General features: G+C 33.4%; 11 protein-coding genes. 8 read left to right on the top strand and 3 right to left on the bottom strand.

Annotation, left to right across the window (positions count from 1 at the left end; genetic code table 11):
- Positions 1–215: 215 nt before the first annotated feature.
- Positions 216–2,234, top strand: a complete 2,019-nt coding sequence (locus OIU83_RS01160; protein WP_264204448.1) for a site-specific recombinase — start codon at positions 216–218, stop codon at positions 2,232–2,234.
- A 116-nt stretch (positions 2,235–2,350) separates the two neighbouring features.
- Here the strand turns inward: OIU83_RS01160 and OIU83_RS01155 are convergent, their stop codons facing one another.
- Positions 2,351–3,541: a serine hydrolase domain-containing protein gene (locus OIU83_RS01155; protein ID WP_264204447.1), complete on the bottom strand. Its 1,191-nt coding sequence runs from the start codon at positions 3,539–3,541 to the stop codon at positions 2,351–2,353.
- Positions 3,542–3,871: 330 nt separating this feature from the next.
- On the opposite strand from OIU83_RS01155, the gene OIU83_RS01150 reads away from it, so the two are divergent.
- Positions 3,872–4,873 carry an SDR family NAD(P)-dependent oxidoreductase gene (locus OIU83_RS01150; protein WP_264204446.1) on the top strand — a complete coding sequence of 334 codons (1,002 nt, stop codon included), beginning with the start codon at positions 3,872–3,874 and terminating at the stop codon, positions 4,871–4,873.
- 295 nt (positions 4,874–5,168) lie between these two features.
- On the top strand, positions 5,169–5,984 hold the full coding sequence (locus OIU83_RS01145) for a helix-turn-helix domain-containing protein (protein ID WP_264204445.1): 816 nt from the start codon (positions 5,169–5,171) through the stop codon (positions 5,982–5,984).
- Between the two features lie 80 nt (positions 5,985–6,064).
- Here the strand turns inward: OIU83_RS01145 and OIU83_RS01140 are convergent, their stop codons facing one another.
- Positions 6,065–6,802 carry an SDR family oxidoreductase gene (locus OIU83_RS01140; protein ID WP_264204444.1) on the bottom strand — a complete coding sequence of 246 codons (738 nt, stop codon included), beginning with the start codon at positions 6,800–6,802 and terminating at the stop codon, positions 6,065–6,067.
- A gap of 133 nt (positions 6,803–6,935) precedes the next feature.
- Positions 6,936–8,435 carry a T9SS type A sorting domain-containing protein gene (locus tag OIU83_RS01135; RefSeq protein WP_264204443.1) on the bottom strand — a complete coding sequence of 500 codons (1,500 nt, stop codon included), beginning with the start codon at positions 8,433–8,435 and terminating at the stop codon, positions 6,936–6,938.
- 661 nt (positions 8,436–9,096) lie between these two features.
- Between OIU83_RS01135 and OIU83_RS01130 the strand changes: the two genes are divergently transcribed.
- From OIU83_RS01130 to OIU83_RS01110, 5 genes are all read left to right on the top strand, one after another.
- Positions 9,097–10,638, top strand: coding sequence for a WG repeat-containing protein (locus tag OIU83_RS01130; RefSeq protein ID WP_264204442.1), 1,542 nt, complete (start codon positions 9,097–9,099; stop codon positions 10,636–10,638).
- 54 nt (positions 10,639–10,692) lie between these two features.
- Positions 10,693–10,935, top strand: coding sequence for a hypothetical protein (locus tag OIU83_RS01125; protein ID WP_264204441.1), 243 nt, complete (start codon positions 10,693–10,695; stop codon positions 10,933–10,935).
- A gap of 3 nt (positions 10,936–10,938) precedes the next feature.
- Positions 10,939–11,415: a DUF6896 domain-containing protein gene (locus tag OIU83_RS01120; RefSeq protein WP_404827626.1), complete on the top strand. Its 477-nt coding sequence runs from the start codon at positions 10,939–10,941 to the stop codon at positions 11,413–11,415.
- A 267-nt stretch (positions 11,416–11,682) separates the two neighbouring features.
- Complete coding sequence (locus OIU83_RS01115; RefSeq protein ID WP_264204439.1) at positions 11,683–14,595, top strand: FAD-binding and (Fe-S)-binding domain-containing protein; 2,913 nt, start codon at positions 11,683–11,685, stop codon at positions 14,593–14,595.
- Between the two features lie 254 nt (positions 14,596–14,849).
- Positions 14,850–15,803, top strand: a complete 954-nt coding sequence (locus tag OIU83_RS01110; RefSeq protein WP_264204438.1) for a YARHG domain-containing protein — start codon at positions 14,850–14,852, stop codon at positions 15,801–15,803.
- Positions 15,804–15,806 lie beyond the last annotated feature (3 nt).

The raw sequence follows: 15,806 nt of genomic DNA, 5'->3' as shown, positions 1-15,806 counted from the left end.
ATGTCTAAAATTATAAAAATACAATTATAGTTTTTTACGTAGAATTACCTGTTTTACTCTTTTAGATCCGAAAATTCTTTATGAGAAAATTAAAATGACTTTAATTCTTATACAGTATATTGCATCGCAAGAACGAGCGACCTTTTTTGTACCAGATAACAAAGGATTAGCAATAATTAAATTTGATTAGAATGAAATTGAGGAGAAAACCAAAAATGACATTAGAATACTATTTTGAAAAAAACTTTAATAATGAACAGTTATGGGAAGCTAACAGAGAAAATGTTGAGTTACTGGTAGAATTAGTGAATTTAGTTCGCCCAAAAAAGCCAAAAAAAATAACTGTTGTAGATCTGTCAGAACTAATACGATTGCTGCATCAAAACCCAAATTATCGTAATGGACTGATGGACTGTATTAGTGCCCATTTAGAAAAGAAAAAGTTTAATAAAATCCTTTCAGATGCAGGAATTCTTCAGGATGCCAATTTCTTTTTTGAAGTACGCAAGAGGATTTTTGCTAAATTAATTCCCGAGCAGCCAGAAAAGGATACATTGCAATTTATTTTAAATCAGGTGTTTTTTGTGAATACCGACCCGATATGGATTAATAAAATACCTCAGGAGCAAATCCGGGATTTGTTTTATTTGTTAAAATTTCGTTCTATTTATGGGGTTAGCGATGAGAATTCATCATTTAATGAATTGGTTTTTGCGATGGAAGTTATTACTTATCGCATTTGTGGGTCTGCGATGGAAACAGATGTAATCCAGATGGTACCAGAATATGAAAATCTGGAGAGTCCATTTATTGCCTTTCAACGAGAATTATTGCTCATGAATGAGAAACTGATCGAATCTCCTGAGAATTATATTGATGAAGATGATTTAGGTTACAAACAATTAATTATACTGCACAAACAATGTGTAGACTATATAGAAACTGCTTTTAAAAACAGTAATAAATTTGGTATTTCATTACGAGTGAACCAAAGCCTGCTACGAATCCGTCAGCAACTCAGCCGCCTAAATTCTCTATTACCACTTTTGATACAAGGAGAAGAGAAAGATGCCAATAGGAATACGATTTACCTCGCTTATAAACTGATTAAATACAATTGTGATAAAAACAATATTCAAAAACTAATCAATGAGAGTACCCAGCTTTTATCTTACGAAATAACTCAACATACGGCCAATACTGGGGAACATTATATTACAAACAGCCGTAAGGAGTATTATAAAATGTTCTACTCTGCAGCTGGTGGCGGTTTTATAGTCGGAATATTGTGTATTATCAAACTCATATTGGGGAAAGTAGAAACTAGCGGCTTTGGGCATGTTTTTTTATATAGTATGAATTATTCCATTGGATTCATCATAATTTACATTCTTGGGTTTACGCTGGCAACGAAGCAGCCTGCAATGACGGCTTCTGCACTGGTAAGGGCTTTGCAAGAAGATTTCAAACAAAAAATACAGGACAAAAAAGAGTACAAGTATAAAGAGTTTGCTATATTTTTTGCCAGAGTATTCCGCTCGCAGTTTATTGCTTTCGTGGGGAACGTAATTTTTGCTTTTCCAGTTTCATTACTCGGAATCTGGCTTATTGATATAATATTTCATTATAATATTGCACAGGAAAAATGGCCTACTTTGATCAATGATTTGAATCCGATTTTTTCTCCGGCAATTTTTCATGCAGCTATAGCTGGGGTTTTTCTGTTTTTATCTGGAATTATTGCCGGTAGTATTGCCAATCGCGATAAACACAATCATATTTACTATCGTATTCAGGAGCATCCATTGCTTAAACTGAGTTTAGGCAAAAAGTGGACTAAGAAATTAGCATCATTATATGAAAAAAAATGGGCAGGAATAATTTCCAATTTCTGGTTTGGTGTTTTTATGGGAAGTACAGTTTTTATTGGAATATTCTTTGGATTAAATATTGATATAAGACACATTACTTTTGCAAGTGGGAACTTTGCAATGGCTTTATATGGGGCAGATTTTTATGTTACCAAATGGATGTTTTTATGGTCAATATTAGGTATTGGACTTATTGGTTTAGTCAATTTTATTGTTAGTTTCAGCTTGTCACTTGGGCTTGCATTTCGTTCCCGAAACATTCCGCTCTCAGAATTAAGGCAAGTGGCAAGAGCTATCTTCAGGTATTTTTTAAATAAGCCTTTGCATTTCTTTTTTCCACCAAAGAAAAATACGTTGCAATAGTATTTGCAATCTCCTATACAAAATTATTGTATTCTATTACAAAAAAGGATAAGAAAGGAGCTGTCTCAATGCAAAATTTTGAGACGGCTTCTTTTTGTTTTTATATCTTTTCTGTTTTATTTTTTTAGATTATATGGGATATGATCCTGCCATCTCCAAGGTGTATAAATATCCCCAATTGCAGTTTCTAATAATTCTGTATAAATGCTTTCTGTGTTGTCGCTATTGCTTAGGATTACAATACCTATTCCTGTTTGTGGGAAAATAATGGAATAATGCTGGAAACCATCTCCATGTCCTTCCTTGAAGGCGCCAGTTCCATGAGGCGATTGCAGTAGTCCCCAGCCAAGTCCGTAACCCAGATTAATTTTGTCATTGGCTGTTGAGTCACGTAGACTCATTGGACCAAACTGTTTAATGGATTTGATTTTAATTTGCTGGGTAAACATTTCTTTTGTAGTACTTGCAGTAAGTATTTGGTTATTGAGTACACCTTTGGTAAAAAGCGTATAATCATCCAGAGTCGTTTCTAAGGTACTTGCGGATCTAACATCGTTATCTTTATCTTTTTCATACGGCTCTCCCTTTGAATTATGACCTACACAATAATCTTTTTCAAATTTTGGCAGCCATTTATAAGATGAATTGTTCATTTTTAAAGGTATAAAGACGCTTTCTTGCATCATTTCTTCTAATGGCTTGTCCAGATAATATTCCAGTACAACTTGTAGATAAACTAATCCTTCACCAGAATAACTATATCGGGAACCTGGAGTAGTCTTAACTCTTAATTTTTCATCTGGTTCATTCCATCTCCAGTTTGGAAAACCCGAGGTGTGATCCAGACACATCCTAGCTGTTATTTTTTTATAGGCTGTGTCTTTTCTTAGATCTTCGTAGTTGTCATGCCATTTTTTAGTTGGCTTATATTCATAAATAGGCTTAGGTAAATAATCCTGTAATGGTTTGTCTAAATCGAGAATACCTTTTTGAACAAGTGTCATTACCATAACAGCAAACACAGCTTTGCTTAATGAAGCTCCGTAAAAGTTGGTTTCATTTTTTATGGGGTCTTTAGTGAACGCATTTTTATAGCCAAAAGTCTTTTTGTAAACAGGTTTATTGTTATTAAAAACGGCTATAGCTATCCCTTCTACATTTGCAGATTTCATTAATGACTTGATTTTGGCGTCTAAACTGGCTGCCGAGATTTTTTTCTTGTCAAGTCTAACGATATCTTGTCCAAAACAAACTGAAGAAAAATGGAATAGGAGAAAAAGGATAAAGTAATAGTTTTTTATTTTCATAATGTGGTTTTTTGATTATGTAAATGTTTTGTTACTAAATGCTGTTGCTATTTTTGGATTTTCATTTGCTTAGCTAAGATAAAAAAAATACCGTAAAATGCATTAATGTTCTATGGTATAGTTTGTTATGATTGTTTTTTTTTGCGTATTTTCGAGCTAATCAGTTATAGAATAACTGTAAATTAAGAAAAATGATTGACCATAAAAAGAGGTTACAATTAGTATTATGTTATAAGTAGACATTCTTAACAAAGTAAATTGACTTTTTGAACAAAGTCAAGCACATGTAATGCTCCTAATTTTGCCCTATAACTTTTTAATAATAAAAAAATGAGATTGAATAATTATCAAGGAGCATTGCAACAACCAATTGGTTCAGGATTTAATGCAACATCAACAACAAATGATGTAATCAAAGAGATTGATCTTAAAGGGAAAATAGTAATTGTAACAGGTGGAAATGCAGGAATTGGTCTTGAAACGACTAAAGTACTTGCAAAAGCGGGTGCAACTGTAATTGTACCTGCAAGAGATGTTGAGAAAGCTAGGAAGAATCTTGACGGAATTAAAAATGTAGAATTAGAAATGATGGATATTATGAATCCAACTTCTATTAATGCATTTGCCGAAAAATTCCTTGCGTCAAATAGGCCTTTGCATACGCTTATAAACAATGCAGGTATTATGTGGGTGCCTTTGCGTAGAGATATTCGAGGAATCGAATCACAATTGGCTACCAATTATTTAGGGCAATTCCATTTAACTGCAAAATTATTCCCAGCACTTAAAAAAGCCAACGGTGCGAGAGTTATTAATGTGTCTTCTCTTGGCCACCAAATGGCTCCTTTCAATTTTGAAGATCCTAATTTTCTTTACAGAGAATACGAAACCCTACAAGCTTACGGACAGTCAAAAACAGCTAGTAATTTATTTTCTGTTGAACTAGACAATCGTGCTAAAGCATATAATATAAGAGTATATTCATTACATCCAGGTTCAATTGCAGGAACTGAGTTAGGCAGAGAGGCCTCATTAGAATTATTCCAAAAAATGGGTTTCCTAGATGTAGATGGTAATATGATTCCTGAAGTGGCTGCAAGATTAAAATCGATTCCACAAGGTGCAGCTACGACCGTATGGTGCGCTACAAGTTCTTTGCTTGATCATATTGGAGGCGTTTATTGTGAAGATGGCGATATTGCCCCGTTAGCTAATGGGGAAGACAGTGTTGGATCATATGGTGTAGAACTTTATTCTCTGGACGAAACGAATGCCAAAAGATTATGGGATTTAAGTGAGCAAATGACTGGTATGTCCTTTCAGGTTTCCTAAATCTGTACTTTATTGAGATTTTAAAAAAATGGAAATTTTAATAGTAATGTAAATGAGGTCTCTGCGAAGTTTTTGGTAAGGATTACAGGTAAAACATATTTTCCTGCTCAATTGGTATATAAATATTGGGCAGGATTATACCAAATAAAGAACGGTAATATATAAACTATAGATTTGGTTATCCAGCTTGAATTGGTATGCCACTGGAGATAACTATATTTGAGCTAGCAAAAAAATGAGAGCTTTAAAATGGAAATATATAAACTTGATTAATTTTTAGCATATAGCATTAAAGATGGAACATATTTCAAAATACTTAACCCCCGAAATTAAGCTTTCTAGCTATGATGATAAACTGTTTAAATCAGACTTGATGTTTGATGATCATATGTTGATTTGGTTTATCTCAGGGGAAACAAAAATAATACAGGCCGATACTACTTTTTATTTTAAGACAGGGGATATATTTTTAATCCCGAGAAATCTTCTGGCTACAATAATAAATTATCCTAAAAATGGACAACCACATAAAACAGTGGTAATGCATTTATCAATTGAACGGCTAAAAAAATTCTATGAAAAAATTGATATTAGTAAAAAACATACTATTGAACAGAAAATATACAGTTTTAGCAATCATCCATTGTTGGAGAGTTGCTTGGCTTCGGTGAGTCCGTATTTTGAATTGAAAGGGGAGTTTCCTGAGAATATTGCATCGTTAAAAATTACCGAAGCAATAAGTATTTTGAGAGAGATTGATAAAAGTGTAGATGCTATTTTGGCAAATTTCGATGAACCTGGCAAGGTTGATTTAATTAGTTTCATGGAACGAAATTTTATGTTCAATATGCCAATGGAAAAATTAGGTTATTTGACAGGTCGAAGTTTGTCAACGTTTAATAGAGACTTTAAAAAGTATTTCAATATTACACCTCAAAAATGGCTAACCGAAAAGAGGTTGCAATTAGCCTATTATCAGTTGTCTGAGAAAAAGAAAAAACCAACAGAAGTTTATCTGGAAGTGGGTTTTGAAGATCTCTCTCATTTTTCATTTGCATTTAAAAAGAAGTATGGGGTGTCTCCAAATAAGTTAATGTTACTCGATCTTTAATTTTTTTCTTAACGTATGAGAAAAAAATCTAAGCTATAGTTATATATCCGAATGGTTGAGGTTTATGATGCTGCCCTTTTTTATTTTATCTCAGTTATATTGTTGTAAATTACAGGCATTTGTCCGCTCCATTTATTATAGATGGTGTCATTTATTATCAATTGAGACATAAAGTGTGCTACATTAATACGACTGGTTTGTCCTGGATTAAACAGGGCGCTCCTAGTTGGCGATGCATGTAGTGAATACTCAGTTACTATTTGGGCATTGATTAAGTTATCAGGACGTACTGTAACCCATTCTATAAAACGATTTTTTTGCCCTATTTTCACTCTTAAATAATCTGCTGCATTTTCGTTGTCGGAATGTGGCGGCAAAAGTAACCGAAACAAACCAATCACAATTTTCTGTCCAAAAGAAACGGGTTCGTTTAAGTTCTTGTTGTTATTTCCTGCTGTATTCATTAACACAAATCGTAATGGTTTTTCTGGAGCATTTTTAATGATGGTCTCACAAATTATTTGAACCGTATCTGTAATCAATAGTTTTGGTTTACCATACATACCCTTAAAGCTGAGATTATGCCCCAAACAAGAGGCTACAGACTGGCAGTCTTTTAAATAGCCAGACATCTCGTTCACAGGAATATTCGAAATATCATTTATCCTGATAATTGTTATGTTGTCATTGTTATTCCATGTATCAGGAATATTGCTTGTAGGTCGAACAATGATTTTTACTTCCTGACCTGCAGCTAGCAATTGCATTACCAATAACTTTCCTGTTGAACCACTCGCTCCAACTACTAATGTTTTCATACCTTGAGGTGTTAATTCCTTTTATGATAGCTTTACAATGTCCAATGAAGAGATTAGATGAGATTATATTTAGTTTTACTATAAATATCCATGCTATCGTTGTGTATATTTGAGCGGTTGGGTAGGTACAATATTATTTTTTTAATACTTTAAACTTTCTTGATTCTCCATTTTGGCGTACATCAATAATGTATAAACCACTACTCATGTTTTTTAATTGAATGTCAAGATCTTTTAATTCTGAAAAAGTTTTGTTGTAAACCGATTTTCCAGTCAAATCATTAATGTTTACAGAAACATTCTTATGTGTTTCCTCTAATTCTAATTTAAAGGTATTTACAAATGGATTGGGGTAAACCTTTATGGTATTAGAATTAAAGCTAGACACGCTTAGAGTTGGTGTTGGTAAAGGGAAAAAAGCATTATTGGTAGAAAAAAAACTAGCTCCCAAATATTCTGGTAAAGTAGCAATCCCGAAGAGCATGGTAGAAAAATCGACACCTATGATTTCATTAGGAACCCAAGTTGGATTACTTACACTATGTCTCCATAAAATTGGGTCAGTTGAATTTGGTAAAAGATATTTGCCTTTATTGTTATTCCATAATGCAATTAAATCATTTTTACTATTAGGGTTTACAGGAATAAATCCAGCAATTATATGAGGAGATACGATTTCATCAGGATTATCATTTATAGCATCTGCGTGATAAGAAGAGGAGATTGCAGAGCCTGCACCGCATCCCCATTGATAGGTATTTCCTCCCATGTTATTCCACCATTCGAGATCTGCTTGCTGTGCATTTTTAAAAAACACCATATATTCATTAGAAGTCGTAAAGTAATTACATAGGTAGTAATTGAACTGATGTGTAAATGAAGGCATAAAGCGTGTGGCATTATCCGATAATACTGGAATAGAATTATAATTTACTTTTGGTAATTGCGTTGAGGAACTATAATTATTATTCCATAGTACATTTCCTGGTCCAGTAGGTGTTTGAGAAGCATTTTTGGCCAACCATGCAGCAATCATGTATTCATTATAAGGCCAAGCAGAACCCGAGATACCAGTTCCGTTTGCATTCATCGATAGATAAATAGCACCTCCAGAAGCATCTGAAATCGCGGATTCAAAGTTGATTGAATTCCACATTTCTAAAGCATACTTTGTGATTTCATCATTCTTAAAATACTTCATCGCAAATAATGCTCCTGACATTAAAATATCGGTATCAATAGTACTGTATTCAGAGCCCCAAGCTTGTTGCCCCGTATCAATATCCATAAAATGTCTGTAATAGCCATTAGATGTTCTATCGGGTGTAAAACCTTGTGTGTGTCCCGTTGCAGTTTTAAGTGTAGCCAAAGCCAAATCTTGTCCGTTAGTAATCCATCCCATTGCATCGGCAATGCATATAGCGACCAATCCCATGCCTGTATTAGCTGCTGATATTGGATGATAATCATTTCCGCTTAATAGTTTCGAATCCCGATACATTCCGTTTGGAAGCCTCTGAAGTTCAAAAACTTTGTAGCTATTTCGAAATAAGAGGTCAATAGAAGGATTGGATTGTGAGTAGGTTGGAGTAAAACAAATTGCAAGAACGAGAATTAGAGTAATTTTTTTCATAGTAATTAAGTTCTGTTGAGTTATTGTTTTTAGAAGTGGGGGGAGCATTTATAAATAATTAAAAATGGTTATTTATCAGGGGAAAAAAATCAAATTAACATTGTGTTTTGTGTGCGTATTTGATTGGTTGTCAGTATCTATGGGTAAATTTAGTTTTTTTTGTAATTAATTTCAGTAAAAAACATGAAAATGTTTTTTTGTAGTACCGAGGAAAATATGTTTTTATAGTTTGATTATACGTTTTGCATATAACCGATCGCTCCAATTACAAATTTTTCATGTTTTGAGGGGTTAATTTCTTTTATAATAAATTGATAATGTTCAATGAGAAATGGATGGATTGTATTTAGTTTCACTAAGGTAGGAAATCCAATGGTATGTGGTACTTAACGAAAAAAGAGTAGAAGCTTCTAAATAAGACTAATATTTTATCGCCTATTTTTAATGAGTTTTAGTTGTAAACATGAGATATTGGTATTTGATTTTTAACTAATCCCCCATAAACGAATAAACTAGATATTAAAAATAATACAAACATTGCGATCCACATTGAAACATGAAAGTACAGATTTTGTACAGTTTATGAAGTACCGATAATTTAAAGTAACTATCTAATTTTGAATTGAATTATTGTATCATTAAAAAAACTTTATCTACATTTATGTGGAAATTAAAAAAAAATACCCTTTCTGATGATGATAATTTTTTAGAAATACTTCTCGATATGAAATATCCCATACTATTTTTGGTAATTACATTTTATTCTATCGCATTTGCGCAAAAAGAGAAAAATTATTTAGCTCAAGTTCGTCTGGATGGCAAACATGGGTTTATTAATGCCTCAGGTCATGAGGTGATTCCTCTTCTCTATGATGATGTTGGTTCATGGGGCAACAACTTTGTAGCTGTGAATATTGGAAAATATACCCCCAAAGTTGGATTGCCGGTTATGGAGTCTGTTGGGCCTCAAGAAATAGAAGGTAATAATTCTGTAGAACCCAATAAAGACAAGACTGTTTCTATAGAAATAAAAGACAAAATAGGCAAGTGGGGCTATTGCGATATTACAGGAGTATTGGTGATTCCTGTTCAGTTTACAAACACAACTTTCTTTAATGAAGGAATGGCGGGGGTAGAAATAAACAACAAATGGGGTTTTATAAATACTCAAGGAAAAATAGTTGTTCAGCCAATATATGATACGATTGGATATTTTTCGCAAGGGCTTGCCAAAGTAGCTAAAAACGGATTATATGGCTATATTGATTTAAAAGGTCAAGAAGTGATTAAGCTTCAATATGCCGGTGCTAATGCTTTTGCAAATGGGTATGCATTAGTGTTTGAAAAATATGCTTCCAAAAATAATAACAAAAAAAATATTGGTAGACTCATTAATCTAAAAGGAGAAACAGTTACTGATGCCAAATACGATCTTGATCTTGTTTTTTCGAATGGCTTGGCAACCTTTTCCTTAGCCGATGAAAAATCTGAAGATAGTTTTGTTTTTGGACTTGTAAATAGGAAGGGGCAAATTGTGGCACAGCCAATTTATAGAGAAATTTTGGACTTTAGCGATGGCTTAGCAAGAGTTATGGTTTATAAACGCGACAAACGTTACAATGAGTATAATCCAAATTTTGGTTATATCGATACCAAGGGTAATGAGGTTGTAAAAACTATTTATGCCAAGGCAGAGCCTTTTAGCTATAGTAAGGCTGTAATAGCAAGATCTGATGATAAAGACGATGGAGATCTTGATCATGCTTTAATTAATACCAAAGGAGAATTTATTCTTGGTTTTAATTGGAGACAATTAACGCTTTTGGACAATAATCATCTTTTGGCAAGTATTAAAAATAAGCACGAAACAATAATGATTAATGGGCAAGGAAAAAAGATCATGCCTTTTGAGGATAAGAGAATTGTTGCCTTGGGTGATGGATTATTTATCATAACAAATATAAATGACGAACCCATAGCTTTTGTTGGTTCTGACAAAAAAATAGCAATTGATTTGAGCAAAAATAAAAACAGAAAGTTTGTATCGTACCAATTTGATCTGATTCGTTTTAATTATTTGAGTCGCAATTATGAAGAATCCCTTAATATAAAACTAGGTCTTCTTGATTTAAAAGGTAATGTGATTGTTGAGCCAAAATATGACGAAATATCAGATTTTATGCCAACAGAAAGTATTGAATAAGTGCATAATTTAGTTTCTTGTATTTTTTACAATTTATTATAGATTTGCGGATTAATGAAATACATACAAGGCGAAAGTACCATTACTTTAATTGGTGGAATACTAATTTTAGGAGGATTAATTGTTTGGACAAGATATTGTGAAATTAAAGAAATAAAAAAATTAGAAGAAGAAAATTCAGAATTGGATTCTGTAAATAAAATGTATAAGCGACGAGTGTATATTATTGCAAGATTTGGAATAATAGTTTTTTTATATGAAATTTTAAAAAGAGTAAATAAAGCGATATTTTTATAAACTATGATTCAAGAGGTTTTAGCTGACTATGTCAATTTTATAAGGGAATTTGAAACTTTATTAATAGACAAATATAAAATGGATGTAAATCCATGTTCTTTTTCAGGATTAGGTTTTGAGAGAAAAGGAACTATTAATGGAATTGAATATTGGTTTCATGGGGCTGGATGTACGGCTGAAAAAGATGGGATTATTTATGAATATGACATTTGGGTAAATGAAATTAAGTTTTCTCAATGGAAATTTTCTGAATTTATAAGGACTCATCCTGATTATCAGAAATTAAATTATAGTGCTGATTATATTGAATACGAATTATATAAACTTATAGAGAAAGGAATATTGGGTTGGTATATTGTAGAGGGCATAGAAGGAACACCTTTTGGATGTGTTTTTAAATCATATAGAGTGCTGCAGGAGCAGTCTTTCTATCTAAATTGTTCTAAAAATAAATCTCATCATGAAAATCAAAATCCCTAGCCCTGATGGGAGGGGAAATCCTTTTTCTTGCTCCTTTAGCAAGGAAAAGATTGGAAGGATAGCAGGAAATAGCTTCTAATTCTTTGACTCCGCCTCAGAGTAACAAAAAATCAAAAACACTTCTTTCGATGGCAATAATGAGGAAAGCCTCTGAACCTACCTTTGCCACTTTGTAACTCTGAACCTATAAAAACACCTCTGAGCCCAAAAAATAAGTATTTTTGTAACTCAGAATAAAACCTGTTTTGGGCAATAAATTAAACTATAATGTCAATAATTAAGGAGTTACAACAATTATCAGAATCATTAGAAGGAACGCTTTTATATGATGATCTTCATAAAACGCTTTATTCGACCGATGCTTCGGTGTACAGGATACGACCAAAAGCGGTTGCTGTGCCTAAAACCAAAGAGGATATTAGTAAACTAATTCGGTTTGCGGCACAACATCATATTTCGATTACGCCAAGAACGGCAGGAACTTCCTTAGCCGGACAAACGGTTGGCGATGGAATTGTAGTCGATGTTTCGAAGAATTTTACCAAAATCCTATCTTTTGACCCAATAAAAAAAACGGTTACGGTACAGCCCGGAGTGATTCGCGATGAACTGAATTTATTTCTGAAACCATACGGCGTATTTTTTGGACCAAATACATCAACTTCAAATCGTTGCATGATTGGCGGAATGGTCGGTAATAATTCCTCAGGAACGACCTCGATACGTTATGGTGTAACGCGTGATAAAATTGTTGAGGTTAAAGGACTTTTGAGCAATGGTTCGGATGTTGTTTTTAACGAAATCACGTCTGCCGGATTTATCGAGAAAACCAAAGGAGACGCATTAGAAAATAAAATATATAAAGCGATATATAAAGAGCTTTCGGATGAAGCGACTCAGAGAGAGATTATAAAAGAATTTCCTAAACCCGAAATTCACCGTCGGAATACAGGATATGCTGTTGATATTCTTTTAAAATCCGATTTGTTTGGAGGAACTGAACCAACAATTAATCTCGGAAAACTGCTTTGTGGAAGCGAAGGAACTCTGGCTTTTACGACCGAAATTACCTTAAAAGTTGATGATTTGCCACCTGTACATAATATTATGGTTGTGGCGCATTATCATAGCATTCAGGAATCGCTGGAATCGGTTGTGGTGGCAATGAAGCATCATTTGTACACTTGTGAGATGATCGATGACACGATTTTGGATTGTACTAAAACCAGCCGGGAACACAAAAAAAACAGATTCTTTTTGGTAGGTGAACCCAAAGCGATTATGATGTTTGAAGTGGCTTCGGATGATTTGGAAGATGCCGAAAATCAAGCGAATGCTTTAGTCGCCGATTTAGAAAAAAATAATTTTGGTTATGCTTTAGTGAAAATTTACGGAGCGGATATTGATAAAGTAAACGAACTGAGAAAAGCAGGATTGGGACTTTTAGGAAGTATTGTAGGTGATGATAAAGCGGCCGATTCTATTGAAGATACAGCAGTTGAATTAAGCGACTTACCTAATTATATAGCTGAATTTTCGGCTATGATGAAAAGGCACGGACAAGAAGCGATTTATTATGCTCATGCAGGTGCGGGAGAACTGCATTTACGTCCGGTATTGAATTTGAAGAAAAAAGAAGACTTAGTACTTTTTAGAACCATAGCTACCGATGTGGCTATTTTGGTAAAAAAATATAGAGGTTCGTTAAGCGGGGAACATGGCGACGGAATTGTTCGCGGTGAGTTTATTCCGTTTATGATTGGCGAAACCAATTACGAACTGTTAAAAAGAATCAAATTGGCATTCGATCCCAATTCGGTTTTGAATATCGGTAAGATAGTAAATGCTTTGAAGATGGACGAAAACCATCGCGTGATTTCGGGTAGAGTAGAGCCGGATATTAAAACGTTTCAGGATTTCTCGGATAGTTTAGGGATTTTGCGTGCTGCCGAAAAATGCAATGGTTCCGGTGATTGCCGCAAATTACCATCGGCAGGAGGGTCGATGTGTCCGAGTTATCGCGCCACAAAAAATGAAAAAGAAACCACTCGCGCCAGAGCAAATGCCTTGAGAGAATATCTGACTTATTCGGAGAAAGAAAATAAATTTGACCAAAAGGAATTATACGAGGTTTTTGAGTTGTGTGTGAGTTGCAAAGCCTGTGCCAGCGAATGCCCCAGTAATGTAGATGTTGCGACTTTAAAAGCAGAATTTCTATACCAATACCAAAAGGCAAACGGATTTTCGACCAGAAATAAGATTTTTGCTAATAATGCCAGACTAAATAAGCTAGGAAGTATTTTTCCTGCGATGACCAATTTTATGGTTAACCAGCCCTTGGTTAAAAAAAGTATGGGAATTGCAGCCGAAAGAAAAGTTCCTTTGTTGGCAAAGAAAACATTTCGGAGCTGGTATAATTCGAATCATTTAAAATTAAAAAAAGACAATTATAGTAACGGAAAAGTATATTTATTTTGTGATGAATTCACGAATTACTATGATGTTTCGGTAGGAATTGATGCTTTCGAATTATTGACAAAATTGGATTACGAAGTTGTTTTGGTAAATCATGAAGAAAGCGGAAGAGCGTATTTATCCAAAGGATTTCTGGAAGAAGCCAAAAAAATAGCCAACACAAATGTTACTGTTTTTAAAGATTTAATTACCGAAGAGACTCCGCTAATTGGTATCGAACCATCGGCAATATTAACTTTCCGTGATGAATATATTCGATTGGCAGATGATAAACCCGAAGCCGAAAAACTAGCTAAGAATGTTTTTACTATCGAAGAGTTTTTTAAAAGAGAAATAGTTTCTCAAAATATAACTTCAGATTCTTTTTCTGATTTAAAAAAAGAAATCAAAATCCACGGACATTGCCATCAGAAATCTTTGAGTACCGTCGAAGCTACTTTTGCAATGCTTAATTTGCCTGAAAATAATTTGGTAACAATATATAATTCGGGATGTTGCGGAATGGCAGGATCTTTTGGTTATGAAAAAGAGCATTATCAGGTAAGCATGCAAATGGGGGAGGATACGTTGTTCCCAAAAGTAAGAGGGACAGCAGCATCGGTAGCTATTTCGGCTGCTGGAACAAGTTGTCGCCACCAGATTTTTGATGGTACAAACAGGGAAGCACAACATCCGGTAACTATATTAAAAAGTTGTCTGAAATAAAATTTTAGAATGTAGATTGTAAATGTGTGTGTAAAAAAAATAGCAACAGATTAAAGGATTAAAATGATTTTAAAAGAAGGTAGCCACGAATCTCACTAATTTCCTCGAATTATTAATTTAAAATGAGTGAGGATGAATTAAATAGTTTTTATTTTGAAGATTCTGGCGGGATTGTGCACTTTGCGGTTAATTCTTTTGCTATGGATTAAAATGATTAAAAAAAAGAAACTCTTAATTAACCAAACAATAGATAAATGAAGTTTTACCTCTATATAATTTTACTTATTACCGTTTCGGTAAATGCACAAGATAAAATAAATTGTTCCAAATGTTCATCGGTGCTTATTGATGAAAGTAAATTGGAGAATGAAGATGTTAATTCTTTAAAATTACTGAAGAACGAAATTTACGCGAGAAAAGGATATATCTTTTCAAATGCAGAATATGCCGACTTTTTCAAGAAATACAGTTGGTATAAACCAGTGAATGACAATAGTAGTATTGTTTATTCGGATATCGAAATGAAGAATATTGCAATTCTAACGCAACGTATTAGCGAAATGTCAGAATCTCAGGCGAATGAAAACAACAGTAAATACAGAATAATTTCAAAAGAAAAAACGGAGCAAATTTTCACAAAAGAGAAAAAAAAGGAATTAGGGATAAATTTTGATATTTGGAAAGTTTATAGTTATAAAGATAAAACAGGGGAGTATTATTTAGTCTTGACAGAAAATAAATATAAAGAACCGGCAGATGGAAATATTTTTAATAACTCTATCAAGGCATTCAATTTTAGGGTTGAAAATAATAGTTGGATAAAAACTTTCGAGATCAATGATAGTAAAGAAAGCCGAGAAGATAGTATTTGGTTTTGGACGAGATATATTTATCTTGAAGATTTCGATAATGACGGGATTATAGAACCGATAGTGATTTATGGTACAAGTGGATATAATGGGTATGACGATGGGAGGATAAAAATTCTATTGTATTATAAAGGTAAAAAGATTGGAATCCGGATTCAAAATGGTATTTTGGACAATGAAAGGAATTTTAGTGTAGATGCTGATTTTTACACTGTTCCAAAGAAAATACAAGATAAAATTATAGACCAAATGAATTCAATGGTCGAAAATCAACATTCTATCTTGCCTTATGGATGGCAAAAAAAGGTACAGAAAAAAATGACTTTCATTCAAGAATAGAAA

The organism is Flavobacterium shii (assembly GCF_025847235.1).
GTDB classification, from domain to species: Bacteria; Bacteroidota; Bacteroidia; order Flavobacteriales; family Flavobacteriaceae; genus Flavobacterium; species Flavobacterium shii.
This window is presented reverse-complemented; position numbering and strand designations above follow the sequence as displayed.

Excerpts from the sequence above, each read along its gene's own strand:
- OIU83_RS01160 (WP_264204448.1), top strand. The coding sequence starts at position 216 with ATGACATTAGAATACTATTTTGAAAAAAACTTTAATAATGAACAGTTA.
- OIU83_RS01155 (WP_264204447.1), bottom strand. The coding sequence starts at position 3,541 with ATGAAAATAAAAAACTATTACTTTATCCTTTTTCTCCTATTCCATTTT.
- OIU83_RS01150 (WP_264204446.1), top strand. The coding sequence starts at position 3,872 with ATGAGATTGAATAATTATCAAGGAGCATTGCAACAACCAATTGGTTCA.
- OIU83_RS01145 (WP_264204445.1), top strand. The coding sequence starts at position 5,169 with ATGGAACATATTTCAAAATACTTAACCCCCGAAATTAAGCTTTCTAGC.
- OIU83_RS01140 (WP_264204444.1), bottom strand. The coding sequence starts at position 6,802 with ATGAAAACATTAGTAGTTGGAGCGAGTGGTTCAACAGGAAAGTTATTG.
- OIU83_RS01135 (WP_264204443.1), bottom strand. The coding sequence starts at position 8,435 with ATGAAAAAAATTACTCTAATTCTCGTTCTTGCAATTTGTTTTACTCCA.
- OIU83_RS01130 (WP_264204442.1), top strand. The coding sequence starts at position 9,097 with ATGTGGAAATTAAAAAAAAATACCCTTTCTGATGATGATAATTTTTTA.
- OIU83_RS01125 (WP_264204441.1), top strand. The coding sequence starts at position 10,693 with ATGAAATACATACAAGGCGAAAGTACCATTACTTTAATTGGTGGAATA.
- OIU83_RS01120 (WP_404827626.1), top strand. The coding sequence starts at position 10,939 with ATGATTCAAGAGGTTTTAGCTGACTATGTCAATTTTATAAGGGAATTT.
- OIU83_RS01115 (WP_264204439.1), top strand. The coding sequence starts at position 11,683 with ATGTCAATAATTAAGGAGTTACAACAATTATCAGAATCATTAGAAGGA.
- OIU83_RS01110 (WP_264204438.1), top strand. The coding sequence starts at position 14,850 with ATGAAGTTTTACCTCTATATAATTTTACTTATTACCGTTTCGGTAAAT.